Source organism: Prescottella equi, assembly GCF_020171745.1.
GTDB classification, from domain to species: Bacteria; Actinomycetota; Actinomycetes; order Mycobacteriales; family Mycobacteriaceae; genus Prescottella; species Prescottella equi_A.
This window is the reverse complement of the sequence record NZ_JAIVAH010000027.1, coordinates 159801-185155: the sequence shown is the minus strand read 5'-3', so window position 1 is coordinate 185155 and position 25355 is coordinate 159801. Positions and strand designations below refer to the sequence as shown.

Genomic DNA, 25355 nt, shown 5'->3' with positions numbered 1-25355 from the left:
CGCGTGCGGCTACGCCTTCCAGGGCTGACCCAGGATCACCGCGGCGATCGTGAGCGCGGCCGCGCTGGCGGTGCCGAGCCAGAAGAGCCAGTAGGCCGGGTAATAGAGCAGGAACAGCGCGAACCGCAGTTGGATCATGATGAAGGGGGCCGGCGCGAGGGCGCGAAGGGTGAGGAATCGCCAGTTGCCGTACGCGACTTCGGCCAGGAGGAACACCACCGTCAGTACCGCGAAGAACGGCAGGTTCATCCACTCGAGCGCGTTCTCCCAGTACGTCTCACCCGATTCCCAGCTCATTCGCTCGGATGCGTAGTAGCCGGTGACGACGCCGAACACCCAGTAGGGGGTCGGTCGCGAAGCGATCCCCGAGACCAGGGACCTCCCGCGTTCGCCGGTGGGGCTCTGCATGACTGGACCCTAGACGAAACGGAAGCGAGCCTGGTCCCGGGGAGAAGCGGAGAGCCCGAGTCGTCTCGGCCGGAGTCGGGGAGCAGCGTTGCAGCTGTTGCGGTTCCCTTGACCGTCACCGGTGCGGCGCCGCGCCCGAATCGACCCACGCTGACGCGATTGCGCGGGCGGCAGGTCATTTCGGGTAAGGCATGTTTACGGTCGAAACTTCGTGCTGGACGGAATTATAGGAATTCCCGAAGTTGGGCGGTCGAGCCCCAGCGCCTCGGCGTCCTCGTCCGACTCACCTCACGACCGCTCCAGTCAAAGCCTCGACGACCAGGGTTGAATGTCCGGGGACGAAGGGGAGTGGGCATGGAACGGGTGTGCATCGTGGGGGCCGGCCCGGCGGGACTGTCGGCGGCGCGGGCGTTTCGGCGGTTGGGGATCGAGTACGACCAGTTCGAGCGGCACAGCGACGTCGGGGGGATCTGGGATCTCGACAATCCCGGAACGCCGATGTACGAATCCGCGCACTTCATCTCGTCGCGGACAATGTCGGGCTTCTACGACTTCCCGATGCCGGCATCGTTCGCGGACTACCCGGGAAACCGTCAGATCCTCGATTACACACGCAGTTTCGCGCGGGCCTACGGGCTGTACGACGGCATCACGTTCGAGACGTCGGTCGACGAGATCACGCCGGAAGGCGACGGCTGGTCGGTACGCCTGTCGACGGGGGAGCGCCGGAGGTACCGGGCCGTGGTCTGCGCGACCGGGGTGACGTGGCAGCCACGCATCCCGACGCATCCCGGAACCTTCGACGGCGAGGTGCGGCACGCGGTGTCGTACCGCAGCATCGACGAGTTCCGCGGCAAGCGGGTGCTGATCGTGGGTCTCGGGAACTCCGGCGCCGACATCGCGTGCGATGCGGCGGTGTCCGCGGCCGAGACCTACGTCAGTGTCCGGCGTGGCTACCACGTGATTCCGAAGCACATCTTCGGCACACCGACGGATGTGTTCGCCGAGAAGGGCCCGCGTCTGCCGCTGGTGATCGAACGGCCGTTGCTGACGGGGATGCTCCGACTGCTCCAGGGCGACCTCACGCGTCTCGGGCTGCCGCGGCCGGATCACAAGCTGCTCGAGTCACATCCGCTGCTGAACAGTCAACTGGTGCACCACCTGCAGCACGGCGATGTCTCGATCGTCCCCGACGTGTCGCGGCTGGCCGGTCCGCGGGTCGAGTTCACCGACGGGTCCAGCCGGGAGATCGATCTGGTGCTGTACGCCACCGGGTACGACTGGGCCGTTCCTTACGTGCCGGACGACTGTTTCGACTGGGCGCACGGCCGGCCCCGGCTCTACCTCACGGCCTTCAATCCGCGGCAGCGGAATCTGTTCGGCGTCGGGTATCTGGAGACGAACTCGAGCGCGTACACGCTCTTCGACCAGGTGACCAACGTGCTCGCCCACTACCTGCACGACCAGTGGCATGATCCGGTGCGAGCCGAGGCCTTCGAGCGGAAGATCTCGACGGATCGGCCGGACCTGAGCGGGGGCATCTCCTTCATCGGCACCGACCGCCACAGTGCGTACGTCGACGCGCATGCGTTCCGCGACTACCTGGCGCGGATCCGGTCAGAGTTCGGCTGGACGGATCTCGAGCCCGGGATGTTCGACCGCGTGCGGGTCACCGCATGACGCGGGCGGTCGTCACCGGCGCCGGCGGCGCGATCGGTTCGGCGATCTGCCGGGGACTGGCCGGCCGCGGCTACGACATCGTTGCGGTGGACGTCGACGCCGACGGTCTGAAAAGACTCGCGCGCGAGTTGTCGTCACAGGTCACGCCGTACCGGTGTGATCTGACGAACGATGCGGAACACGCGCGGTTGGTGCAGTCCGTCGACGGACGCTGCGATCTGCTCGTCCACGTCGCGGGTGTCGTCGTCACGACACCGTTCGAGCGGGTGACGGACGCCGAGATGGATCGCGAGCTGGGCGTGAACCTGCTGGCGCCGGTCCACCTCACCCGCGCGTTGTACCCGGCGCTTCAGGATTCCCGGGGCCACGTCGTCGCGATCGTGTCCATCGGTGGGATGCTGCCGCTGGCCGAGAGCCCCGGCTACAGCGCTTCGAAGTTCGGCCTGCGGGGATTCCTTCTCGCGCTGGCGGCGCGCACGCCCGAGACCGGCGTCCGCGTGAGCATCGTCAATCCCGGATCGGTCGACACCCCGATGCTGCGGCACGAGGCGGCGACGGGCGGTTCGGCGCTCAACTTCCTGAGCACCCCCATCGCACCGGAGGCGGTGGCCGCGCGGGTGCTGACGCTCGTCGACCGGCCCCGGGTGGAAACGAACGTCCCGCGATCGGACGGGTGGATGGTCAAGGCCGGGATGCTGACGCCGGGGTTGACCCTGCGGGCGCTGCCGTGGATCGCGCGACTGGCGCGCCGGAACCTGGACGGCTACCGCGAGCGTCACGGCCTCGATCCGGTGGCGGATCGATAGCGTCACACCCGGGTCGGGGTCATACTGGCCTGGTGGAAGCCGAGAGGCGGTTCCGCGCGGCGGATCTTGCGGCCGCGACCTGGCGATACGTCCGCCGTGCGCCGGGCACCTTCGTGTGGCTGGCGATCCTGCTCGTGACGAGCATCGTCATGAATCACCTGTCTCCCTTGGCACTGGACGACGTTCTCGGTGACCGTTCGACGAATCTGCACCACCTGCGGGAGGACCCCGTCCACGTCCTGATCACCAGCGCCTTCTGGCTGGCCGGCGGATCCTGGCTGAGCTACTTCGTGCTCTTCAACCTCTTTCACGTGCCGGTGGAACGGTGGCTCGGGACCTTGAGGTGGCTCTCGGTCGCGGTGATCGCGCACGTCGGCGCCACGTACATCAGTGAGGGAGTGCTGTATCTCGCCATCCACGACGACAGAGCGCCCGAGTCTGCGGTGAACACCCTCGACGTCGGGGTCAGTTATGCGCTCGCCGGTGTCACGGCCGTGCTGGCCTACCGCATCGCGCCGCCGTGGCGATACCTGTACGTGCTCGGCGTCCTGCTGGTGTACGGCCTGCCGCTGCTGGGTGGACTCACCTTCACCGACATCGGCCACTTCACCGCGGTGCTGATCGGTTTCGCGTGTTACCCGCTCACGCGGTCGCGCCCGGGCGTGTGGGATCCAGCGGACTGGCTGCGCGGAATGCGCGAACGTGTCGGAGCGCACAGGTAGCGTTCCCGCCATGACCGAACCGGTGAAGGGTCCCGCGTCCTACTTTCCGTCGATCGAGAAGAAGTACGGGAGGCCGATCAGCGAGTGGCAGAGCCTGATTCGCTCGTCGGACCTCACCAAGCACATGGAACTGGTCGCTTGGCTCAAGACCGAGCACGGCCTCGGACACGGCCACGCCAACGCCCTCGTCGCGCACACGTTGAAGGAGGATTCAGCCTGATCGGCCGCGTACCAGGACTAGGTGCCGGCGACGTCGAGTCCGTGTAGCCGCTTCGCGGTGGGTGACTTCTCGACGGCGTCCGGGTCGGGTTCCGTGCCGAACATGCGGTCGGCGGTGCCCGAGGTGGTGACGGTGAACCAGTAGTGCTCGTTGCGGTAGTGGTGATTGCGATGGTGCCGCCAGGTGGCCTTGTACAGGGCGGTCTTCGGCTTGTAGTCGGTGTGGATGAGGAAGTGCGTCCACTCGTACCCGAGGCCCAGCGCGGTGATGACGATCAGGAACGTCAGTCCCCATTCGATGCGGGGAAACACGAGCACCGTGATCGCGAGCAGCAGCGGCACCAGCCACGCGAACACCGGAGCGGGAATGAAGTCCAGCGGGATGTTGCGCGGATCCCCGTGGTGCGCGCGGTGTTTGCGCGCGAGCAGTGGGTCGATCGTCAGCCCGGCCACGTGCTTGGGGCGCCAATGCAGTACGAAGACGTGGATGATCCACTCCAGTACCGGGAACAGTGCGAGCATCAGGAGTGGCACCGCCGCGTCGGCCCAGGTCCAGTCGCCGACGGTGAGCCGCGCGATGACCGCACCGAGAAATAGTGCGCCGATGATCCACGGACTCGGGTGCCGCACGAACTCGCGCACGGCGCCGCCGAGGGTGACGTCCCGGCCGAATGCCGGCGAGGCCTGCCGGGTGCCGGTCATGAGTCCTCCTCGGATGCGTCCCGTGCGGCGGCGAGCGCGCCGCCCAGAAGCGTGGTTGCCGGTTCGAGCAGGGCGTGCGCCGCGGCGAACGCGCCGTCGGTATCTCGTCGACGAATGGCCTCGACGATTGCGCGGTAGCGCTCGCTCTCGTTGACCTCTGCGGCCATCACCACCGCCAGCACGTCGAGCATCGGTTCGTACGCGATGCGCAGCGTGTTGAACATCAGCCGAAACGTGATCGAGTCGGCGCCGTCGACCACCAGATCCCAGAAGTCGAGGGCGATGCGTTGCCGGGCCACGGAATCGTCGCTGCCGACTAGCGCATCGACGGCAGCGTCCAGGGCGTCCGCCGTGGACTCCGGTGCGCGTTGCGCCGCGAGTTCCGCGACCTTCGGCCCGTTCCAGAGCCGCGCCTCGAGGATGCTGTGCGCCACCGCCGGATCGATCTCGCCACCTCGGACGAGAAGTCGGGGGAGTAGATCCAGGCCGCCGCGCCGGCGCAGGTCGTTGACCACGGTGGATCCACCCTGCCGAACGTCAACCAAACCCATCGCGGCGATCCGGCCCAGCGCCTCGCGCACCGCCGGACGCGACACGCCGAGCGCCTCCGCCATCCGCCGCTCGCTCAACAGGGTTTCGCCGGGTGCCACGCTGCCGTCGACGACGCGGCCGAGTAGTTGTTCGAACACGTCGTCGGGGATCGAGCGCCGCCGTACCGGGGTGAGATCCATGTCACAACGCTAGGGTGGTCTGGACGGACTGGTCAAGTGGTCAGACCAGATTGACGCTCAGTTCACGGAGAACGGTAGGTCTGCGAACTGCCCGGCGATCCACCCCGGCGCAGCCATCGATTTCGGATCGTACGGGCGGCGCTCCCGAGCACCGTGCGCGGGAACCCGCGTTCGGAGTGCTGGGTGTCGATGCCCGGCGGGATCGAGCGCGCGGTCCAGTCCGCGGCCCACGGCGTCGCGGTGAACGTCGTCGGCTGGTCGAAATACTGGACCGTGCCTCTGTGGCTGCTGGCCAACGATGTGCGCACCGAGGAGTGGCCGGCAGCCACTTCGACCTCGAGAGAGCCGTCCACGACCGACAGAACCCACCGGTCCAGTTCCTCGAGCAACCCGGCGGACCCCCGATCGCACGCGTCGCATCCACAATCGGGAATCTCCGCCAGCCGCACCGCCGGGTCGCCGGCCGCAACCGTGACGGTGAAGATGTGGTCGCTGTCCACCGGCGTGTGCGTCGTCAACACCAGGGGCGCCGCACCGTCGGCTGCGGGTTCGAGGACCGTCTCGGCCCCGCCAGTATCGAAGGGCCGCAAGGCCCAGTCCACGTGCGGCGCTTCACGCGCCCACCCCCGATCGAGGAGAACCCTCGTCCAGGCCTGTGCGCGTGCCACCACGATCAGGAACTTCTCCGGGTTCGTGAGTTGCTCATACTCCGCCTCGTCCGGCGCAGTGCCGTCCTCGTACGGGTTCGGCCATCCCGGGGCGGCCGCGCCGGTGACTGCGAACGCCGCGTCGACGTCGTCCAACAGTTCGCAGATCTCGCGCGAGAGCACCGCTACGTCTGCACCCCAGCCGGTTTCGTGCATGTGTCGAATACCGGTGTTGTACCGCTCCCACCACGACATATCCGGATCGGCATCCATCTGTGGGACGCTACCCGGCTGCGGGAGAGATGTGCGTGACGGCATTGTCTGCGCAATGGGTGGCACGGGATTCGATGGCGTCCAACCGCCCGCCGAGGTGTGATGTACCGATGGATGGATCAACGACCGACGGACGCGATTGGGACGAGCGCGGCCTGCGGATGGTTCGGGAGGTCGATGCCGGGCAGTGGATCGTCGACCGGGTTCACGGCTTCGATCACACGATCGCGTCGCTGCTGCCGCCAGATTTTCCCGCCTACGCCCGCATTTTCCATCCGGCAGCCACGGCCGACGACCGGCCGGTGCGGTGGTCGGAGGTTGCGGCCGCGAACGGCACGACAGCGCATCCGGTCATGGAATGGGGGTCGATCGTCGGCTCCTGGGATACCCCTGGTCAGACCGGGGTATGGGAAGGCGAACCAGAGCAAGGATCGCTGCCTCCGGCAACCGCCCGCGCGCTGGCCGCAGTCCTGCGCCGCTTCACCGGCACGCCGGAGGTCTGCTGGTTCGCGCACTGGGAGGGCTCCGGGCACATCTGTGCACCTTCCGACTATCGACGGCTTCCCATGCCGGCGCGGGACATGGTGCTGTTCACCGGAACCTTGGCGATGGCGGACACCCAGTTCGGCGCGACACAACGGTTTCCCACCGGTATGAGTGCACATCTGTGGTGGCCCGACGACCACGCGTGGTGTGTGGCAACCGACATCGACCTGATGACCACCTACCTCGGGGCGTCCGCTGAGTGCGTCGCCGCAGTCCTTGCCGCCGCGGATCTAGAGGCCCTTCCGGTTCGCGCCGACCAGAGGCTGACCTGGGACAGCGACACCGTCAATCCGCTGCCGAACGGGAACTCAGGGCACGGGATCTGAGCGAAAGCGTGCCGTGAACTCCCGTTCGGCGGAGCGATGTCAGGCCGGGTAGTGCCGCGGCGTGAAGACCGTTGTCCCCGATGCGCTCTCGACGACCGTCGTCTGCGACGATCCGACGATCAGCAGGCACCGCATGTCGACGTCGGCGGGGTCGAGATCGGCCAGGCGGACGATCTTGATCGACTCCTCGGGGCCGGCGATGTCACGGCCGATGATCACCGGGGTGTCGGGAGAGCGGTGCTCGAGCACGAGGTCGCGCATCGCGGCGACCTGCCACGTGCGCGACTTGGACGCCGGGTTGTAGACCGCGAACGCCATGTCGGCGCTCGCGACGGCGGAGACGCGCTTGGCGACGATGTCCCACGGCTTGAGCCGATCCGACAGCGAGAGCATCGCGTAGTCGTGGCCCAGCGGGGCGCCGACCCGGCTGGCGACGGCGTTGGCGGCGGTCATGCCGGGCAGGATCCGGACCGGGACGTCGCGCCACTGCTCCTCGGCCGCCACCTCGAGCACGGCGGCGGCCATCGCGAAGACGCCCGGATCGCCGGACGAGACGACGGCGACGCGCGCGCCGCGCTTGGCCATGTCGAGCGCCATCGCGGCGCGTTCGGCCTCGACGCGGTTGTCGCTGGCGTGTCGGCGCTGGCCTGGACGGACCGGGACCCGGTCGATGTACGTGGTGTAGCCGACGATGTCGGTGGCGCGGGCCAGTTCCTGGCGCACCTCCGGCGTGGTCCAGGCCTGATCGCCGGGACCGAGGCCGACGACGACCACCTCACCGCGCGCCGGCGCGGCCTCGACGCGGTTGTTCACCGGGCTGGGCACGACGGCGATCGCGAAGTACGGCACGTCGGCGTCGTCGACCTCGTCGGCCTTCGCGACCCGCTGCCGGTCGGTGCTGGCGCGCTCGACGTAGTACGCCTCGTCGATCCGTCCGGAATCCTTGAGTGCCTGGCGCACAGCCGGATACGTGCGGCCGAGCTTCATGATCGCAGCGGCGTCGGTCTCGCGCAGGCGGCGGGTCAACTCCTCCTGCGGCAGCGTGCCGGGCAGGACCGTCAGGACCTCCTCGCCCTCGACGAGCGGCTCGGCCAGCGCGGCGGACGCGGCACTGACGGCGGTGACGCCGGGGATGACCTCGGCCTCGAACCGGTCGGCCAGACGCTTGTGCATGTGCATGTACGAGCTGTAGAACAGCGGATCACCGGCGGCGAGCAGTGCGACGCTGCGGCCGGCCTCGAGGTGCGCGGCCAGGCGCTCGGCGGCCTGCTCGTAGAACTCGTCCATCGCACCCTGGTAGCCACCGGGATGGTCGATGGTCTCGGTGGTGACGGGGTAGACGAGGTGTTCCTCGATCTGGCCGTCCCGCATGTACGGGGCGGCGACGCCGCGCGAGATGCTGCGGCCGTGCCGGGCGCTGTGGAACGCGACGACGTCGGCCTCGCCGATCACGCGGGCGGCTTTGACGGTCATCAGCTCCGGGTCGCCGGGCCCGATGCCGACACCCCACAGCTTGCCTGCCCCACTCATTCGATCTCGCTCGCAATCGCATTGAGGGCGGCCGCGGTGATCGCGCTGCCGCCGCGCCGTCCGCGCACCACCAGGTACTCGAGGCCGGCGGGGTGCTCGATCAGCGCCTCCTTGGACTCGGCCGCGCCGATGAAGCCGACGGGTCCGCCGACGATCGCGGCGGGCCGCGGGGCGCCGGCCTCGATGAGGTTGAGCAGGTGGAACAGCGCGGTGGGCGCGTTGCCGATCGCGACGACCGCACCGTCGAGCTTGTCGCCCCACAACTCGAGCGCCGCGGCCGAGCGGGTGTTGTCGATCGCCTTGGCCAGCACGGGAACTCGCGGATCGTCGAGCATGCACAGCACGTCGTTGTCGCGGGGCAGACGCTTGCGGGTGACCCCGGCGGCGACCATCTTCGCGTCGCACAGGATCGGGGCCCCGCGGCGCAGCGCCTCGCGGGCGTCGGCGACCACGTTCGGGGTGAACGCGACGTCGTCGACCAGATCGACCTGACCGCTCGCGTGGATCATCCGGACGACCGCCTGCGAGACGTCGGCGGGGAACCGGGCGAGGTCGGACTCGGCCCGGATGGTCGCGAAGGACTGGCGATAAATCTCCGCACCGTCGCGGATGTAGTCGATCATGCGCCACACGATAGAGGCATCACGAGGGCTCGTTCTCCACCCGGTAACCCTCCGGTCCCGCGACGACGTCTGTTATCTCGCCGCGCGGGCGACCGCACTTGCGATCGCACCCGGACCAGTGCTGACGGCCGTCGGCGGGCAGGTCCTCGTTCTCGATCGCCTCCCGCGCATCGGCCCGCACGTCGGTGTGCGACTTGGCGCAGCCCGGCTGCCCCGCGCACGCACTGACCTGCAGATACGGCGAATTCTCGTCGAAGATCAGGCCCATCGGCGCGAGGACCCGCACCACCTGCTCGGCGGCCCACTCCTCGAGGTCGGGCAGCAGCAGCGACCGCCACGGGGTGACGATGATCGGCTTCTCGACGGCCGCGAGGAACTCCGCGAGCCGGGCCGGGAGAGTGCCGAACGCAAGTCCGGCGGCGAGCGTGACGCGCCCGTCGGGTTGGTCGAGCCAGCCGATCGGGCCCCGCTCGACCGCGGCGGGCAGTCCCACCGGGTCGCCGTACTCGAGTCCGAGCCGGGCCAACACGCGCTCGGTGCCGCCCGGTACCTCGTTCAGTCGCCACGCGTCGTCGCGGATCTCGGCGAACGTGCGCGCCGACGCCAGCAGCACCTCTACCGCGTCCGTCTCCGCGAGCCGGGCGCCGGTATCCGTACCGGCCAGGACCAGCGCGAAGCGGCCGTCGTCGAGCGCGTGCACACCGAAGTCGCCGCGCAGGCCCGAGATGTCGCCGGTGCCGTCGTCGAGCGTGAACAGGGTGCGCCCGGGCAGCTCGGCCAGCGCCGGGTCGGCGCACAGGCCACGGTCCAGGTCGGTGACCAGGGCGCGCACGTCGGCGTGGCCGCCGATCCGCCCCGACAGCGGCGACGCGAGGATGTTGCGCACCCGCTCGTGCGTGGTGGACGGCAGCAGCCCGACGTCGGCGATCCGGCGAGCGAACTCCTCGGGATCGGACACTGCCCGCAGCTGCGCATTACCGCGCGAGGTCAGCTCGATGTCGCCGTTGCCGATCTCCTGAGCGGCTGTCGCCAGCGCCTGGAGCTGCGGCGATGTGATCACGCCGCCGGGAAGGCGGACGCGGGCGAGCGGGCCGTCGGCGGCCTGGTGGACCTGGAGGGCACCCGGGCACTTGTCCGGGCCGGAACGTGGGGATGGCACGTCTCCAGGCTAGAGAAGTGCGGGGACGGGTGCGCAAACGAGTGACCGGTAGGATCACCGGCGACCGCGGCAGAAGAGGAAACCGGTGAGATTCCGGGCGGTCGCGCCACTGTGAAAGTCAGACCCTCTTCCGCCGCCCGAACCCGTTCCCGAGACTTGTCTCGCCGGAACCCTGCCGTGGGGCGCGAAACCCCAGAAAGGCTGCAACAGTGATCCTGCTGCTGTCGACGTCCGACACCGACCTGCTCAGCGCCCGTGCGAGCGGCGCCGACTACCGCTGGGCCAACCCGGCCCGCCTCCTGGTCGACGAGGACCTGCCCGGACTGCTCGACGGTGTCGAGCTGGTCGTCGTCCGCATCCTGGGCGGCCGCCGCGCGTGGGAGGACGGCATCGACGCGGTGCTTGCGTCGGGACGGCCCGCGGTGATCCTCGGCGGCGAGCAGGCTCCCGACGCCGAACTGATGGAGTGCTCGACGGTCCCGGCCGGCATCGCGGCCGAGGCGCACACCTACCTGGCCGAGGGCGGCGCCGCCAACCTGCGTCAGCTGCACAACTTCCTGTCCGACACCGTGCTGCTCACCGGCCACGGCTTCGAGCCCGCGGTGCACCTGCCGAACTGGGGCGTGCTCGAGCGCGAGGCTCGCGCGGTGGACGGTCCGACGGTCGCGGTGCTGTACTACCGCGCCCAGCACCTGGCCGGGAACACCACGTACATCGAGGCGCTGTGCCGGGCGATCGAGGACGCCGGCGCGAACCCGTTGCCGATCTTCTGTGCCTCGCTGCGTACCGCGCCGGCCGATCTGCTCGAGACCCTGGGCCGCGCCGACGCGATGGTCGTGACGGTCCTCGCGGCCGGTGGCACCAAGCCTGCGAACGCGCAGGCCGGCGGTGACGACGAGGCGTGGGATGTCGCGGAACTCGCCGCCCTCGACGTGCCGATCCTGCAGGGCCTGTGTCTGACCAGCAGCCGCGAGGCGTGGGAGGCCAACGACGACGGCATGTCCCCGCTCGACGTCGCCACCCAGGTCGCGGTCCCGGAGTTCGACGGCCGCCTGATCACCGTGCCGTTCTCGTTCAAGGAGATCGACGCCGACGGGCTCACCGCGTACGTGCCCGACGCCGAGCGCGCCGCGCGCGCCGCCGGGATCGCCGTCCGGCACGCGCGGCTGCGCCGGATCCCGAACCCGGACAAGAAGATTGCGCTGATGCTGTCGGCGTACCCGACCAAGCATGCTCGCATCGGCAACGCCGTCGGACTGGACACCCCGGCCAGTGCGATCGACCTGCTCACCGCGATGCGCGAGCACGGCTACGACCTCGGACCGGTCGACGGCGACGACGCGCTGCCCGGGCTCGCCGCCAAGGACGGCGACGCGCTGATCCATGCGCTCATCGCCGCGGGCGGTCAGGACCCGGACTGGCTCACCGCCGACCAGCTCGAGGGCAACCCGATCCGCATCTCCGCGGCCCGCTACCGCGAGTGGTTCGCGACGCTGCCGCAGGACTTCCGGGACGGCGTCGAGGAGCACTGGGGCGCCGCGCCCGGTGAGCTGTACGTAGACCGGTCGTCCGATCCGGACGGCGAGATCGTCATCGCCGCGATCCGTGCCGGCAACGTCGTGCTGATGGTGCAGCCGCCGCGCGGCTTCGGCGAGAACCCGGTCGCGATCTACCACGATCCGGACCTGCCGCCGAGCCACCACTACCTGGCCGCGTACCGCTGGATCGCCGCGACCGCCGAGCAGGGTGGATTCGCGGCCGACGCGATCGTGCACCTGGGCAAGCACGGCAACCTCGAGTGGCTGCCGGGCAAGACGCTGGGCATGTCGGCGTCGTGTGGCACCGACGCCGCGCTCGGCGACCTGCCGATGATCTACCCGTTCCTGGTCAACGACCCGGGCGAGGGCACGCAGGCCAAGCGCCGCGCGCATGCCACCCTGGTCGACCACCTGATCCCGCCGATGGCGCGCGCCGAGTCCTACGGCGACATCTCCCGGCTCGAGCAGCTGCTCGACGAGCACTCCAACATCTCGGCGTTGGACCCGGCGAAGCTGCCGGCGATCCGCCAGCAGATCTGGACGCTGATGCGGGCCGCGAAGATGGACCACGACCTGGGCCTGACCGAGCGTCCCGAGGAGGACGTGTTCGACGACATGCTCATGCACGTCGACGGCTGGCTGTGCGAGATCAAGGACGTCCAGATCCGCGACGGCCTGCACATCCTCGGCAAGGCGCCCGAGGGCGACGCCGAGGTGGAGCTGGTGCTCGCGATGCTCCGAGCCCGACAGATGTGGGGCGGCGAGCAGACCGTGCCCGGCCTCCGGGAGGCGTTGGGGCTCAGCGAGGCCGGCGACGAGGACCGCGGACGCGTCGACCAGATCGAGGCGCAGGCGCACGCGCTGCTCGCCGCGCTGGCCGAGACGGACTGGAACCCGGAAGCGGCTGATCGGCTGTCCGACGACGACACCGTCCGGCAGATCCTGCGGTTCGCCGCGACCGAGGTGGTGCCGCGGCTGCGGCAGACGTCCGGCGAGATCTCGCAGGTGCTGCACGCGCTCGACGGCGGCTTCATCGCGGCGGGCCCGTCCGGGTCGCCGCTGCGCGGGCTGATCAACGTGCTGCCCACCGGGCGCAACTTCTACTCCGTGGATCCCAAGGCGGTGCCGTCGCGGCTCGCGTGGGAGACCGGTCAGGCGATGGCCGAGTCCCTCGCCGCCCGCTACCGCGCCGACCACGGCGAGTGGCCCAGGTCGGTGGGATTGTCGGTGTGGGGCACGTCCGCGATGCGCACCTCCGGCGACGACATCGCCGAGGTGTTCGCGCTGCTCGGCGTCCGCCCGGTGTGGGACGAGGCGTCGCGCCGCGTCACCAGCCTCGAGGTGATCGACCTCGCCGAACTCGGTCGCCCGCGCATCGACGTCACGGTCCGGATCAGCGGTTTCTTCCGGGATGCGTTCCCGCACGTGCTGGCGCTGCTCGACGACGCCGTCCGCCTGGTCGCCAGACTCGACGAGTCGCCGGAGGACAACTACGTCCGCGCCCACGCGCAGGCGGATCTGGCCGAGCACGGCGACGACCGCCGCGCCACCACCCGCATCTTCGGCTCCAAGCCCGGCACGTACGGCGCCGGCCTGCTGCAGCTGATCGACTCGAAGAACTGGCGCGACGACGCCGACCTCGCGCAGGTGTACACCACGTGGGGCGGCTACGCGTACGGCCGCGGCCTGGACGGCGTCCCGGCCTCGGACGACATGCGCTCCGCCTACAAGCGGATCACGGTGGCGGCCAAGAACACCGACACCCGCGAGCACGACATCGCCGACTCGGACGACTACTTCCAGTACCACGGCGGCATGGTCGCCACCGTCCGCGCGCTCACCGGCACGGCCCCCGAGGCGTACATCGGCGACAGCACCCGCCCCGACGCGGTGCGCACCCGGACGCTGTCGGAGGAGACGGCCCGCGTCTTCCGGGCCCGCGTCGTCAACCCGCGCTGGCTCGAGGCGATGCGCCGGCACGGCTACAAGGGCGCGTTCGAGATGGCCGCGACCGTCGACTACCTGTTCGGCTACGACGCGACCACGAACGTCGTCGCGGACTGGATGTACGAGAAGCTCGCCGAGACGTACGTGCTCGACGAGCAGAACCGCAAGTTCATGTCCGAGTCGAATCCGTGGGCGCTGCACGGCATCTCCGAACGCCTGCTCGAGGCCGTCGAACGGAAGATGTGGGAGGAGCCGTCCCCAGAGGTGCTCGACGGCCTGCGGCAGGTGTACCTCGAGACCGAGGGTGAGCTCGAGGGGGAGTAGCCCGACCGGCTACTTCCGCCAGAACAGGTGGTGGGTGACCCCGCTCGGGCTGGGCACTGTTTCCAGATGGAATCGGTCGCGCAGCTCGTCCGGGGTGTCCCACAGCCGCAGTCCCGTTCCGAACGTGATCGGCGAGACGGCCACGTGCATCGCGTCGACCAGATCGGCGTCGAGGAACTCGCGGATCGTGGTGACCCCGCCGCCGAGCCGGACGTCCTTGCCCTGTGCCGCCTCCTTCGCCTGCTCGAGGATCGCGGCGGGTTCGCCGTCGACGAAATGGAACGTGGTCTCGCCGCGCGTGATCGACGGCCGGGGGTAGTGGGTCGCCACGAACACCGGCGTGTGGAACGGCGGCTCCTCACCCCACCAGCCCTCCCACTCCAGGTTCTCCCACGGGCCGCGCTGCGGCCCGAACTTGTTGCGACCCATGATTTCGGCGCCGATGTTGTGGGAGAAGTCGCGGGTGAAGTAGTCGTCGAGGCCGCGGCTGCCGCCGCCGTCGGTGCGCATGGGCCAGCTCGCCGTCGCGCCCGCCCACGCGAGCATCTCGCCGGGGTCGAGGCCGAACGGACTCTCGAAGCTCTGGTTCTCACCGCAGGCGACGCCGTCGCTCGAGACGTTGAAGTTCTGGACCCGTAGCAGCTGACTCACGTGATGCTCCGCTCTCGAAGGTGGTGTTACGAGAAGACAGACCCGCCGCGGCGACGAAACTCATCACGACGCGGCTCCAGTCCTGGCCGTGACGATACGAGACTGACCGTTCTGTCGTCGGATCCCGGCGGCGTGCCACCATGGAGAAGTCGACGCTCTACGCCTGATGCTGACCGGAGGCCGTGGCGATGGACGACTGGACGAGAAGCGGGCGCCCGCGGGTCGTGGTCGAGACCGACAACGGCCGTACCAGCCACAGCGCGGGCAAAGCGGTACGCATCGGCCGGGACCCGCAGTTGGAGATCACGATCGTCGATCCCGTGGTGTCGCGCGAGCACGCGCGGCTCAGATGGGACGGGGGATGGCAGCTCGTCGACTCCGACAGCAAGAACGGGATCTATGTCGACGGCAAGCGCCGAGACGAGGTGCCCGTCACGGACACCGTCCTCGTCCGCCTGGGTGACGCGGTCGAGGGACCCACCGTGCGGATCTCGATCGAAGACCCCGACGCGACGCTGCAGGACGTGGGCAGTCGATGGGACGAATCGACGATCGAGGTCGGGGCCTCGGTCACGCCGCCCTCGGCACCGACACCAGCGCCCGCGCCGGCACCCCACGAGACCGTCCCGGCGGGAGCCCTCACGATCGGACGGGCCCCCGACAACGACATCGTCGTCCGTGACGTGCTGGCCTCACGCCGTCACGCGATAGTCCACAATGGGCCGTCCGGCCTCGAAATCGACGATCTGGGCAGCGTCAACGGGACGTTCGTCGGCGACGCCCGGGTGTCGCGCGCACGGCTGACCGACGGCGACGTCGTCACCATCGGCAACACCGACCTCAGCGTGCAGGAAGGCCGTCTCGTTCGACGGCAGGCGCCGGCCACGACCGCCGGCGGTCTACGTGTGGACGGCGTCGGACTCACCATCGAAGGCGGGCGGCGGCTGCTGGAGGACGTCACCTTCACGGCGGGACCCGGCAGTCTCACCGCGGTGATCGGGCCCTCCGGCGCGGGAAAGACCACGGTCGCGAAGATCATCTCCGGTTCGGCTAGCCCCACGGAAGGCGTCGTCGAATTCGATGGTCGCAGCGTGCACACCGACTATTCGGTACTGCGTTCGCGCATCGGCATGGTCCCGCAGGACGACGTCGTCCATCGGCAGCTGACACTCCGAAGGGCCCTCGGCTACGCCGCGGAGCTGAGACTGCCGCCGGATACCACCCGGGCCGACCGTGAAGCGGTGATCGCAGGGGTGCTCGACGAACTGCAACTGACCGAGCACGCCGACACCCGCGTCGATCGCCTCTCCGGCGGGCAACGCAAACGCGCATCGGTTGCGCTGGAGTTGCTCACGGGCCCTTCCCTGCTCATCCTCGACGAACCGACCTCAGGTCTCGACCCCGCGCTCGACCGACAGATCATGGCGACCTTGCGCGGCCTCGCCGACTCGGGCCGCGTCGTCGTCATCGTCACGCACTCGCTGTCGTACCTCGAGATGTGCGATCAAGTGCTGCTCCTCGCCCCGGGCGGCAAGACCGCCTACGTCGGCCCGCCGGACCGAGTGGGGGCCGCGCTCGGCAGCACCGACTGGGCCGACATCTTCGCCCGTGTCGCATCCGACCCGGACGGAGTGTTCGCCGAATATCGCGCCACCCGACCCGAAGTGGCGCCGCCGCCGAGCCCGCCCGGGCCTCTGGGGCGCCCCGCGCACACGTCGAGGCGCAAACAGTTGAGCACCGTCTCCCGCCGCCAGGTTCGGCTGATCCGCGCCGACCGGGGCTACCTGATCTTCCTGTCGCTGCTGCCCTTCGTGCTCGGCGGCCTGGCCCTGCTCGTACCGGGCGACACCGGGTTCGGGCAGTCCGGTGCCGACGTGTCCGGCGAACTCACCCAGATCCTGGTGGTGCTGATTCTCGGCGCCGCCTTCATGGGCTGTTCACTGACCATCCGCGACCTGGTCGGCGAACGCATGGTCTATCAGCGCGAACGGGCCGCCGGGCTGCTGCCGTCCGCCTACCTGACGGCGAAGATCGTCGTGTTCTGCACCGCCGGCGTCGTGCAGTCGGTGATCATGGTGCTGATCGTCTACGTGGGCAAGGGTTTCCCGGGCCACGGCAGTGTGCTCCCGTCGGGCTCCGTCGAACTGATCGTGGACATCGCCGCCACCACCTGCTGCTGCGTCGTGCTCGGACTGGCGTTGTCCTCGGTGGCGCGGTCGAGCGAGCAGGTGCTGCCGATGCTGGTGGTCACGATCATGGCGCAGCTGGTGATGTGCGGAGGATTGATCACGATCACCGGCCGCGCCGTGCTCGAACAGGTCGCGTGGCTGTTTCCGTCCCGCTGGGGGTTCGCGGCCGCCGCCTCGACGGTGGACCTGGTCACGAATGCCTCCGGCACCGAGCCGGACACGCTGTGGCAGCACATCGGATCGTGGTGGCTGCTCAGCATCGCCATGCTGGTGCTCATCAGTTGCGTGCTCGCGGTCTTCACCTACAGCCGGCTCCGGCTGCGCCGTCGGTAGAGGCCTACAGCCGGCGGTCGAACGCCAGCTTCGGCTCGGCCGTGGGGATGTCCACGGTGTAGACCCGCAGTCGCACCGAATCGGGGTTCAGGTCCATGACCATGAATCCGAGGTCGTCGAAGTTCTGGTAGAGATTTGCCCGGTCCGGACTGGTGGACTTGCCGTGACTGTCCTTGCCGGTCGCACCGGAGACGATCTGCCGGGTGCCCTTGGAGGCGACGGTCGGCTCGAGCACCTGCAGTGTGTGGTCGTGTCCGGACAGGATGAACTGGCAACGACCGACGACGTGGTCCTCGTAGAAACGCTTGGCGTGGATGCCGTTCATCGGTTCGATCGGGATGCCGTCGTACGCACCGGCGTCGCCGTGCGAGCCGTTGCTCAGGTACGGGTGGTGAGTGCACGCGATCTTCCACTTCGCCGGGGACGACGCGATCGCCGCGTCCAGCCACGCGCGCTGCTCGTTCATGAACTGCCCGTCCGCCGCCCAGTACGGCACGAACAGCGGGGGCAGGTAGGCGGCGACCGGGTTGAGATCGAGGACGAAGAACTCCACGATCGGGTTCTCCTCGGGCACCCGCACCGAGTAGTACCGCGACGGCATCCACCACTTGCGGGAGGTCTGGTGGTAGCCCACCTCGTCGTTGCCGCGCAGCAGCCAGCCCCCGTCGCCGGGGAATAGTGCGGTGTTGTCGTGGTTGCCCAGCGCCATCAACCACGGGAAGTCCAGGCCGTGGTTCGGATCCTCGAACTTGGTGGCGAACTGGACGTCGCGGTCACCGTTCGGTCCGGCCTCGTAGATGTTGTCGCCCAGGCCGAGCGCCATCCCGAACGGTTCCGCGCCGTGCACCTTCCGCATCGCGTCGGCCACCGCCCACTGGACCGGCGTGCCGGTTCCGGCGTCGCCGGTGACGAGCACCCGGAGATTCGACGTGGTCGGAAAAGGGAACTTGCCGTCGGCGGGTAGGGCTCCCGGGGCGGCTGCGGCGGCGGTCGGTGCCAGCGCGGCCAGCGAGGCGGCCGCGCCGGTCACGGCGGCTCCGGCGAGGAAGCGGCGGCGGTCGATCGGGTTGAACTCGGTCACGGGCGGTCCTCGTCGATGTCCAGGATGTCGGGAAGTCCGTCCCAGCAAACCGCACGACGAGCCGGAGAACGCTCGAAACAGCAATATCTCCACCGATATTCACGAAACGTTCAATCGGCCGACGGCCGGACGGTGGTGCTCAGTGGTGGTCGAGCCATGTGAGGATCGCCTTGACCCGGCGGTTGTCCTCGCCGGGCGGCAGGCCCAGCTTGAGGAACACGTTGGCCACGTGCTTGCTGACCGCCGCCTTCGACAGGAACAACTGGTCGGCGATCTCGCCGTTGGACTTGCCCTCGGCCATCAGCGCGAGGACCTCGCTCTCGCGCGCCGACAACCTGCCCAGGGGCCCGGACGCCGAGTCCGGTTTGGTGACGTGCCGTACCACCTCCGGGTCGACGACGACGCCGCCGGTGGACACCGTCTCGACGGCTCGCAGGAAGTCGCCGACCCGACCCACCTTCTCCTTGAGTAGATACCCGACGCCGTCGGCACCCGGGCCGTTGAGGAGCGCCTTGACGTAGGGGCCGGTCACGTAGGCGGACAGCACCAGCACCGGCAGGTCCCGGTGGCGGGCACGCAGATCCATCGCGGCGCGCAATCCGTCGTCGGTGCTCTCGGGCGGCATCCGCACGTCGGTGATCAACAAATCGGGCTGATCGCCCGTCGCGACCATGGCGTCGACGGCAGAAACCATCGAGGGGGCGTCGTCGCACTCGCGGACGACATCGTGCCCACTGGAAACCAGGATCTCCTTGATCCCGGCGCGAATGAGCGGGGCGTCGTCGGCCAGCACGATTCTCATAGGTTTTCAGTTCCTCGTCGCGTGCAGAGCCGAACGATCACCACGGCGGTTCGGCGGGAGCCGTCACCACCACCGTAGTTCCCGTCCCGGGTGGACTCACGACCTCGATCTCGCCGCCGACGCTGCGCATCCGCTCCCGCAGTCCCACCAGACCGGTGCCGCGTCCCTCACCGAGCTCGACACCGCCGCCGCCGTGGTCGACGATCTCGGCGACGACACCGTCGGGGGTGCAGCGCAGCGCGACGCGGACCCGATCGACGCCGGCGTGCTTCGCGACGTTGGTCAGTGCCTCCGAGACGGAGAAGTAGACCGCCCCCGCGATGGGGGCGGACAGTGACGAGTCGTCGCCCTCCGCCTCGAACTCGACGGCGAGCGGCGACCGGGAGACCAGTTCGCGCACGGCCGCCACGAGCCCCAGATCGGTGAGGTCGCGGGGGTGGATGCCGCGCACCGTCTCCCGCAGCCGCTCGAGCGCCCGCTCGGCCTGCGCGTGCGACCTCGAGGCAAGTTCCCGGAGCCGCTCGGTGTCGGCGCCGGCATCGGCGGCCGCCTCGAGCATGCCGAGACTGAGCACCACCGCCACGAGGTCCTGTTGCGCGCCGTCGTGCAGGTCCCGTTCGATCCGCTGTCGTTCCAGTTCGAAGGCCTCGGTCAGCGAGGCACGACTGCTGCGCAGGTCGCGGACCTGTGCCTGGAGCTCGCGGTCGCGGCGGGTGGAGAAGCCGAGCAACGTCACGTCGCGGATCGACGAGATTCCGGCCAGCAGCAGTGCCGTCACGACCGCCAGCACGAACCCGAAGGGCACCGCCGCCACCGACTGTCCCGCGGACGCGGGCGTGAACGGACCGGCCTGCGCGGCGATGCCGAACGCCCAGAACACGGGGGAGAAGACCAGCACCAGCGCGCCGATGAAGCCGAAGAACGCGATCAGCAGCGACAGCACGCTCAGCACCACCGAGACCAGCAACACCGGGAGATCCGTGCGCCACAGCCCGGAGGTACGCACCCGGGACCGGATCCAGGGCCACCACGGCTCGTCCTTCGGCCGCAGGGGACGGCTCGGCGCACCGCAGGCGGCGGCGCGCATCCGATCGAGTTCGGCCACCACGACGGCGGTGATCGGCAGCAGCGGCACCAGCACCAGGCAGACGAGCAGCAGCGGCAGCAGTGCCGCGGCCGCCACCTCCAGCAGCACCCTCCGGGCCAGGCGCGAGGACGACATGCCATCGAACTCTGCCAGATCAGGGTCCCGGAGAAGGTAGTGCTCGCTCTACCTTCTCGGGGAGACAGCACCAGTGTTCTCCGGGGCGGAACACGGTCGAATACCTACATGCCGTTCGACGCCCCGACCACCGCCCCCTGCATCCGCCTCCGCGGCCTGAGCATGGATTTTCCCGTTCCCGGCCGTCGTCGTGACACCACCCGCGTGCTGCACGACATCGATCTCGACATCCCCGAGGGTCGCCTCACCGCCGTCGTCGGCCCGTCCGGGTCCGGCAAGTCCACCCTGCTGTTCTGCGCGGCCGGCCTCGAGGAGCCCACCGGCGGCACCGTCGAGGTGCTCGGCACCGACCTCGGCTCCCTCGGTGCCCGCGGACGCGCCGCCCTCCGCAGCGAGCACATCGGATTCGTCTTCCAGGAGTACAACCTGGTCAGCTCGCTGACGGTCGAAGACAACATCGCACTACCGGCCCGCCTCGCCGGCCACAAGGTGCCCCGGGCCCGCATCCACGAGGCCATGGATCGACTCGGCATCCGGGAACACGCCGGTCGGCGACCCGACCGCCTGTCCGGCGGCGAACGCCAGCGGGTGGCGGTCGCCCGCGTCGTGGCCAACCGGCCGCGCATCGTGTTCGCCGACGAACCCACCGGGGCGCTCGATCTCGCATCGGGGCAGGTGGTGCTCGACTGGCTGCAGGCGCTGCCCGCGCAGGGCTCGACCGTCGTTATGGTCACCCACGATCCGCATGCCGCGGCCCGCGCCGACCACGTGGTCGTGATGGGCTCCGGACGCGTCCACGACGTGATTCCCGGCGGCGACGGCCGCGCCGTCAGCGACGCCATCCTCGCGGCCCAGGCCGCCACCGCGGGCGAGGTGCTCGCATGATCCGCCTCGTTCTCGCCGACATCCGACGCCGGACCGCCATGTGGCTGTGGACCGTCCTGTGCGCCACCGTCGGTGGCGCCTGCGCCGCCGGCGCCGTGATCGCGATGCTCACCGCGATCGGATCGGCGCAGGCCGCTGGCGACGCCGACATGACCCAGGCCGCGATCGCCCTGGGCGGCAACATCGTGTTCTTCACCGTCCTCGCCGCGGTCGCCGTCGTCGCCTCCACGGTCGGGCTCACCCTCACCGCGCAGCGCCGCGAGCATGCGCTGTGGGTGATCCTGGGCATCCCGCGACGCGCCGTGCGCCGGGTGCTCGTCACGGAACTACTGGTACTGGGACTGGTGGCCGGCGTGCTCGCGCTGCCGCTCGCGCTCGTGGTGGCCCGCGTCGCGCTGTGGCAGTGGACCGACACCGGTCTCGACCTGCACGGCGCCCACGTCGACTTCCGGCTGTGGCACCTCGGCGCGACGCTGGCGGCCGGTGTCGTGCCGTGCCTCATGGGCGGATGGGGCGCCGCCCGACGTGCCTCGCGAACACCCGAGATGCGCGCGTTCCGCGACACCGCGGAACCGGTTGTCCGCCCCAGCATCGGGCGGGGTCTGCTCGCACTGAGTCTCCTCGCCGGCGTCATCGGCATGTGGGTTCCCGGTCTGGGCTTCGACCTCAGCGGAGTCGAGCAGCGCACCGCCTTCGCGTTCGCGGGGAACCTGTTCCTGGTCTGCCTGCTGCTTCTGCTGGGGCCGTGGGTCCTCACGCCGCTGATGAGGCTGTGGACCGCGGTGGTGCCGGTCACCGGTGTCGCGTGGCGGTTGGCCGTGCAGTCCTGCCGCGCCCGCGCGGCACGCAGCGTGACCACGGTGCTGCCGTTCGCGTTGGCGCTGTCGATCGTGGGCATCTTCATGGTGATCGGCAACGCGATGCCGGGTGGTTCCACCGGGCTCGACGACGTGCTCGTCGTGCTGGGCTGGGTGTTCGTGGTCTCGTGGGTCGGCGGGCTGGCCGTCATCGCGCTGGTGGGCCGTGAGCGACGGCGCGACGCGGCGCTGGTGAGTGTGGCCGGTGCACGCCCCGGCGTGATCGCCCGGTCGACGGTGTACGAGGGCGCCATCTATGCCGTCACCGCGATCGTCTTCGGCGCCGTCACGCTGTTGGTGTCCTGCGCGACGATCGCGGTCGGCGCGCGGACCCCGTTCGGCGAAGTGGTGGGCGACCTGCCCTGGCCTATGCTCGCGGGTCTGGCCGCCGCGACGCTGACCACCACCTGCCTCGCGCTGGCGTGGCCCGCGGTCCAGGCCTCCCGCACGAATGCCGCCCACGCGCTTCGCGGGTGAACGACGGCGTGCGCGGTCGCCACGATCGCTCGACGGCGGCCCCCGGTTCCCACGTACTGTGGCGGACATGACCACGCTGAGCGAGATCGGTGCCGCGAAATACGTTCTGCTGACCACGTTCCGGAAGGACGGATCGGGCGTGCCGACTCCGCTGTGGGCGGCGATGGACGGCGACAGGATGCTGATGTGGACCGAGACGAAGTCGTGGAAGGTCAAGCGGATCCGGAACCGCTCGCGGGTCACGGTGGGTGCGTGCGACGCGCGCGGCAACCCGAAGGGCCCGCAGATTGACGCGACCGCCGCGGTGCTCGACGACGCCGGTACCGAGGAGACGCGCGACGCGATCGCGCGCAAGTACGGCGTGATCGGGTGGATCGCCGTCAAGGGCAGCATTCTGCGGCGTGGCCGCAAGGGCACTATCGGACTCGCCATCACCGCGTGAGCCGAACCGCTCGTGATTCTCGCTAGGCGGGAATCACGGGAAGCCCACCTCTCCCTCTGATCCGATGGCCTTGCCCGACCGCACCGCGGTCGTGGACTGCAACCGCCGCCGAATCATCGAGGAGAAGTGCTGTGCCGCACAGTGGAATGCTCGGACTCACCGGATTCGATCACACCCGAATCGCCGTCTCCGACCTGCAACGTTCGCGTGAGTTCTACGAGAAGCATCTCGGCCTCGAGGTGTTCGTGGAGACGACCCCTACGCGCAGCGATGCCCTGGACGTCATCGTCACCCCGGGCGTTGCGGTGAGCCTGGTGATGGGCCGCGTGTGCGGTCACATCGTCGAGCTGCTGCAGTACGACAATGTCGAGGTGGGCGCGCTGCCCCCACGTCCGTCTCTGGGCGCGGGCGGGTTCAGCGTCACCGTCTCCGACATCGAGCAGGCCTGGGACCTGGCCGACGAGGCCGGGATCACGATGTCCCCGCGGATCATGGAGGTCTCCGGGACCCGTCTGTTCTTCATCAAGGACCCGGACGGCGCGAACATCGAACTGATCGAGTACGCCGACGGCCACCACGAGGAGTGGTGAGAGTGCCGGCGATGACGACAACGCGTTCCCCGAAGCTGGCCGCCGGCGTGGCCGGCCTCGTCTGCTCGGCACTGGTCCTGGCCGGATGTGCCTCGTCCACCGCGACATCCGACGCCGACCCGGGCGCGGCCCCGGCGACCGGCTTCGTGAACGCACGCGAGGACACCGGCCGGCCCCAGCGCGGTGGGGTGCTCTCCATTTCGGAGTCGTACCCGCTGCAGTCGCTCGATCCGACCGTTCAGACGGGCGCCTCGACCGGCGGCATGGAGGCCGCCGCCGTGTTCGACCAGTTGATTCGCTACGACGCGGACACCGACACGTTCGAACCGCAGTTGGCCCGATCGCTCACCCCCAACGCGGATTTCAGCGCGTGGACTCTCGATCTGCGCCCCGGCGTGACGTTCACCGACGGCACCCCGCTCGACGCTGCCGCGGTGGTGTTCAACCTGCAGCGGTACGCGTCGACCCCCTCGGCCGTGCAATCGGCGCTGGTGAAGAAGATCACCGCGTTCGACACCCCGGACGCCGACACCGTCGTCCTGACGCTGGACCGACCGTAGGCGCGTTTTCCCGGACTGCTCGCCGGGAATGCGGGGATGATCGGCTCGCCCGCCGCGATCCAGGCCGACCCAAAGGCCTTCTCGTTGCGGCCCGTCGGCGCCGGTGCCTTCAGAGTCGATTCGTTCGTCCCGGGCGAGAAGCTGGTGATGACGCGCAACGACGGGTACTGGGCGGGTTCGCCCAACCTCGACGGCCTCGACATCACGTTCAGCACCGACCCCATCGCCGGCGTCGACCGGCTGGCCCGGTCCGAGGTCGACCTGGCCAAGGTCAGCGGCGACAAGCCGACCGCGGCCGCACTCTCGAAAGGGCTGCCCGGGTACGTGTGGGCGGGGAACGGCTGGGGCTTCCTGCTCAATCAGGACCCCGCGAGCAAGTCGCCGACGGCGGATGTTCGGGTCCGCCAGGCGATGACGGCCGCACTCCAGACCGATCAGCTTCGCGCGCGGGTGAGTGACGGTGCGGGCCTCTACCATTCGTCGCTGTTCGGTGAGCAGTCGTTGTGGGCCACCGAGACCCCGGGTCCGGCCTTCGATCCCGACCGTGCTCGCGCCCTCGTCGACGAGGTCAAGGCGGAGACCGGCTGGGACGGAAAGGTCGTGCTGACGGCGACCGGCGACCCGACATCCGCCCTCGCCGTCCAGGCGATGCTCAATGCCGTCGGCTTCGATCTGGTCATCGACACCGTCCCGACCTTCGGCGACATCGTCACCCGGGTGTTCGCCAAGCGCGACTTCCAGATGACGCAGTTCGGGATCGGCATGTTCGACGACGACCCGTGGGCGTCGCTGTACCCGAACCTGCACAGTGCCGCGTCCGGGAACGCCTCGGGCTACAAGAATCCCGAGCTCGATGCGCTGCTCGACGCGTTCGGGTCGGCCCCGTCGACGGAGCAGGCGAAGGCGATCATGAACGACATCCAGACCGTGTTCACCGAGGACGTCCCGATGGTCACCACCGGCGGCTACACGTATTCGATGTTCTGGACGGACAGACTCCACGGGGTGGTGCCGACCAGTCGCGCCGTGCTGTTGCTCGATCAGGCGTACCTGACGCGGTGACCGGACGTGGTGGGGTCGCCGGA

Annotated in this window: 22 protein-coding genes and 1 pseudogene; 12 read left to right on the top strand and 11 right to left on the bottom strand. The window is 69.5% G+C overall.

Annotated elements, in window-relative coordinates:
- Window positions 1-9 precede the first annotated feature (9 nt).
- Window positions 10-408: a hypothetical protein gene (locus LCL87_RS22145; protein ID WP_225023595.1), complete on the bottom strand. Its 399-nt coding sequence runs from the start codon at window positions 406-408 to the stop codon at window positions 10-12.
- Between the two features lie 354 nt (window positions 409-762).
- Between LCL87_RS22145 and LCL87_RS22140 the strand changes: the two genes are divergently transcribed.
- Genes LCL87_RS22140 through LCL87_RS22125 form a run of 4 tightly spaced genes read left to right on the top strand, consistent with a single transcriptional unit; the run spans window position 763 to window position 3836 of the window.
- Window positions 763-2088 carry an NAD(P)-binding domain-containing protein gene (locus LCL87_RS22140; protein ID WP_225023594.1) on the top strand — a complete coding sequence of 442 codons (1326 nt, stop codon included), beginning with the start codon at window positions 763-765 and terminating at the stop codon, window positions 2086-2088.
- Entirely contained in the window at window positions 2085-2894 is an 810-nt protein-coding gene (locus LCL87_RS22135; protein WP_225023593.1) for an SDR family oxidoreductase, read from the top strand. Before LCL87_RS22140 ends, LCL87_RS22135 begins: the two co-directional genes overlap by 4 nt.
- Before the next feature lie 32 nt (window positions 2895-2926).
- Window positions 2927-3616 carry a rhomboid-like protein gene (locus tag LCL87_RS22130; RefSeq protein ID WP_225023592.1) on the top strand — a complete coding sequence of 230 codons (690 nt, stop codon included), beginning with the start codon at window positions 2927-2929 and terminating at the stop codon, window positions 3614-3616.
- 10 nt (window positions 3617-3626) lie between these two features.
- Window positions 3627-3836, top strand: coding sequence for a DUF4287 domain-containing protein (locus LCL87_RS22125; RefSeq protein WP_225023591.1), 210 nt, complete (start codon window positions 3627-3629; stop codon window positions 3834-3836).
- A gap of 17 nt (window positions 3837-3853) precedes the next feature.
- On the opposite strand, the gene LCL87_RS22120 is transcribed toward LCL87_RS22125, so the two are convergent.
- From LCL87_RS22120 to LCL87_RS22110, 3 genes are all read right to left on the bottom strand, one after another.
- On the bottom strand, window positions 3854-4537 hold the full coding sequence (locus LCL87_RS22120; protein WP_225023590.1) for a sterol desaturase family protein: 684 nt from the start codon (window positions 4535-4537) through the stop codon (window positions 3854-3856).
- Window positions 4534-5268 (bottom strand): GntR family transcriptional regulator, encoded by a 735-nt coding sequence (locus tag LCL87_RS22115; RefSeq protein WP_225023589.1) that lies wholly within the window; start codon window positions 5266-5268, stop codon window positions 4534-4536. The genes LCL87_RS22120 and LCL87_RS22115 overlap by 4 nt, the downstream gene beginning before the upstream one ends.
- Window positions 5269-5330: 62 nt before the next feature.
- A complete protein-coding gene (locus LCL87_RS22110) occupies window positions 5331-6188 on the bottom strand; it encodes a DUF6226 family protein (protein ID WP_225023588.1) in 858 nt (285 codons plus the stop codon).
- 2 nt (window positions 6189-6190) lie between these two features.
- On the opposite strand from LCL87_RS22110, the gene LCL87_RS22105 reads away from it, so the two are divergent.
- The gene (locus tag LCL87_RS22105; RefSeq protein WP_225023587.1) at window positions 6191-7060 is read left to right on the top strand and encodes a hypothetical protein; all 870 of its coding nucleotides are present in this window, start codon (window positions 6191-6193) and stop codon (window positions 7058-7060) included.
- A 39-nt stretch (window positions 7061-7099) separates the two neighbouring features.
- On the opposite strand, the gene cobJ is transcribed toward LCL87_RS22105, so the two are convergent.
- From cobJ to cobG, 3 genes are read right to left on the bottom strand one after another with little or no spacing between them, the layout of a single operon-like run.
- A complete protein-coding gene (gene cobJ, locus LCL87_RS22100) occupies window positions 7100-8590 on the bottom strand; it encodes a precorrin-3B C(17)-methyltransferase (protein ID WP_225023586.1) in 1491 nt (496 codons plus the stop codon).
- Complete coding sequence (locus LCL87_RS22095) at window positions 8587-9213, bottom strand: precorrin-8X methylmutase (protein WP_127916828.1); 627 nt, start codon at window positions 9211-9213, stop codon at window positions 8587-8589. The genes cobJ and LCL87_RS22095 overlap by 4 nt, the downstream gene beginning before the upstream one ends.
- A gap of 19 nt (window positions 9214-9232) precedes the next feature.
- Window positions 9233-10372 carry a precorrin-3B synthase gene (gene cobG / locus LCL87_RS22090; protein ID WP_225023585.1) on the bottom strand — a complete coding sequence of 380 codons (1140 nt, stop codon included), beginning with the start codon at window positions 10370-10372 and terminating at the stop codon, window positions 9233-9235.
- A 209-nt stretch (window positions 10373-10581) separates the two neighbouring features.
- On the opposite strand from cobG, the gene cobN reads away from it, so the two are divergent.
- Complete coding sequence (cobN, locus tag LCL87_RS22085; protein ID WP_225023584.1) at window positions 10582-14181, top strand: cobaltochelatase subunit CobN; 3600 nt, start codon at window positions 10582-10584, stop codon at window positions 14179-14181.
- Window positions 14182-14190: 9 nt separating this feature from the next.
- On the opposite strand, the gene LCL87_RS22080 is transcribed toward cobN, so the two are convergent.
- Window positions 14191-14832: a dihydrofolate reductase family protein gene (locus LCL87_RS22080; RefSeq protein ID WP_225023583.1), complete on the bottom strand. Its 642-nt coding sequence runs from the start codon at window positions 14830-14832 to the stop codon at window positions 14191-14193.
- Window positions 14833-15020: 188 nt separating this feature from the next.
- Here LCL87_RS22080 and LCL87_RS22075 point away from each other — a divergent pair, with 188 nt between their 5' ends.
- Window positions 15021-17354: an FHA domain-containing protein gene (locus LCL87_RS22075; RefSeq protein ID WP_225023582.1), complete on the top strand. Its 2334-nt coding sequence runs from the start codon at window positions 15021-15023 to the stop codon at window positions 17352-17354.
- 4 nt (window positions 17355-17358) lie between these two features.
- Here the strand turns inward: LCL87_RS22075 and LCL87_RS22070 are convergent, their stop codons facing one another.
- The 3 genes from LCL87_RS22070 to LCL87_RS22060 form a co-directional block, all read right to left on the bottom strand.
- Window positions 17359-18435 (bottom strand): metallophosphoesterase, encoded by a 1077-nt coding sequence (locus LCL87_RS22070; RefSeq protein WP_225023581.1) that lies wholly within the window; start codon window positions 18433-18435, stop codon window positions 17359-17361.
- Window positions 18436-18574: 139 nt separating this feature from the next.
- Window positions 18575-19237, bottom strand: a complete 663-nt coding sequence (locus tag LCL87_RS22065) for a response regulator transcription factor (protein ID WP_225023580.1) — start codon at window positions 19235-19237, stop codon at window positions 18575-18577.
- A gap of 37 nt (window positions 19238-19274) precedes the next feature.
- Window positions 19275-20459: a sensor histidine kinase gene (locus LCL87_RS22060; RefSeq protein ID WP_225023579.1), complete on the bottom strand. Its 1185-nt coding sequence runs from the start codon at window positions 20457-20459 to the stop codon at window positions 19275-19277.
- Window positions 20460-20567: 108 nt separating this feature from the next.
- Between LCL87_RS22060 and LCL87_RS22055 the strand changes: the two genes are divergently transcribed.
- From LCL87_RS22055 to LCL87_RS22035, 5 genes and pseudogenes are all read left to right on the top strand, one after another.
- Window positions 20568-21344: an ABC transporter ATP-binding protein gene (locus LCL87_RS22055; protein WP_225023578.1), complete on the top strand. Its 777-nt coding sequence runs from the start codon at window positions 20568-20570 to the stop codon at window positions 21342-21344.
- On the top strand, window positions 21341-22678 hold the full coding sequence (locus LCL87_RS22050) for an ABC transporter permease (protein WP_225023577.1): 1338 nt from the start codon (window positions 21341-21343) through the stop codon (window positions 22676-22678). The genes LCL87_RS22055 and LCL87_RS22050 overlap by 4 nt, the downstream gene beginning before the upstream one ends.
- A 67-nt stretch (window positions 22679-22745) precedes the next feature.
- Window positions 22746-23120: a PPOX class F420-dependent oxidoreductase gene (locus tag LCL87_RS22045; protein ID WP_225023576.1), complete on the top strand. Its 375-nt coding sequence runs from the start codon at window positions 22746-22748 to the stop codon at window positions 23118-23120.
- A 131-nt stretch (window positions 23121-23251) separates the two neighbouring features.
- Window positions 23252-23710: a VOC family protein gene (locus LCL87_RS22040; protein WP_225023575.1), complete on the top strand. Its 459-nt coding sequence runs from the start codon at window positions 23252-23254 to the stop codon at window positions 23708-23710.
- Between the two features lie 11 nt (window positions 23711-23721).
- Window positions 23722-25332: pseudogene (locus LCL87_RS22035) on the top strand (ABC transporter substrate-binding protein).
- Window positions 25333-25355 lie beyond the last annotated feature (23 nt).

What these genes read in the sequence shown, in the direction of transcription:
- LCL87_RS22065 (WP_225023580.1), bottom strand. Translation starts at nt 19,237, where the DNA reads ATGAGAATCGTGCTGGCCGACGACGCCCCGCTCATTCGCGCCGGGATC.
- LCL87_RS22120 (WP_225023590.1), bottom strand. Translation starts at nt 4,537, where the DNA reads ATGACCGGCACCCGGCAGGCCTCGCCGGCATTCGGCCGGGACGTCACC.
- LCL87_RS22140 (WP_225023594.1), top strand. Translation starts at nt 763, where the DNA reads ATGGAACGGGTGTGCATCGTGGGGGCCGGCCCGGCGGGACTGTCGGCG.
- LCL87_RS22095 (WP_127916828.1), bottom strand. Translation starts at nt 9,213, where the DNA reads ATGATCGACTACATCCGCGACGGTGCGGAGATTTATCGCCAGTCCTTC.
- LCL87_RS22145 (WP_225023595.1), bottom strand. Translation starts at nt 408, where the DNA reads ATGCAGAGCCCCACCGGCGAACGCGGGAGGTCCCTGGTCTCGGGGATC.
- LCL87_RS22060 (WP_225023579.1), bottom strand. Translation starts at nt 20,459, where the DNA reads ATGTCGTCCTCGCGCCTGGCCCGGAGGGTGCTGCTGGAGGTGGCGGCC.
- LCL87_RS22135 (WP_225023593.1), top strand. Translation starts at nt 2,085, where the DNA reads ATGACGCGGGCGGTCGTCACCGGCGCCGGCGGCGCGATCGGTTCGGCG.
- cobJ (WP_225023586.1), bottom strand. Translation starts at nt 8,590, where the DNA reads ATGAGTGGGGCAGGCAAGCTGTGGGGTGTCGGCATCGGGCCCGGCGAC.
- LCL87_RS22125 (WP_225023591.1), top strand. Translation starts at nt 3,627, where the DNA reads ATGACCGAACCGGTGAAGGGTCCCGCGTCCTACTTTCCGTCGATCGAG.
- LCL87_RS22045 (WP_225023576.1), top strand. Translation starts at nt 22,746, where the DNA reads ATGACCACGCTGAGCGAGATCGGTGCCGCGAAATACGTTCTGCTGACC.
- LCL87_RS22055 (WP_225023578.1), top strand. Translation starts at nt 20,568, where the DNA reads ATGCCGTTCGACGCCCCGACCACCGCCCCCTGCATCCGCCTCCGCGGC.
- LCL87_RS22075 (WP_225023582.1), top strand. Translation starts at nt 15,021, where the DNA reads ATGGACGACTGGACGAGAAGCGGGCGCCCGCGGGTCGTGGTCGAGACC.
- LCL87_RS22110 (WP_225023588.1), bottom strand. Translation starts at nt 6,188, where the DNA reads ATGGATGCCGATCCGGATATGTCGTGGTGGGAGCGGTACAACACCGGT.
- LCL87_RS22115 (WP_225023589.1), bottom strand. Translation starts at nt 5,268, where the DNA reads ATGGATCTCACCCCGGTACGGCGGCGCTCGATCCCCGACGACGTGTTC.
- LCL87_RS22050 (WP_225023577.1), top strand. Translation starts at nt 21,341, where the DNA reads ATGATCCGCCTCGTTCTCGCCGACATCCGACGCCGGACCGCCATGTGG.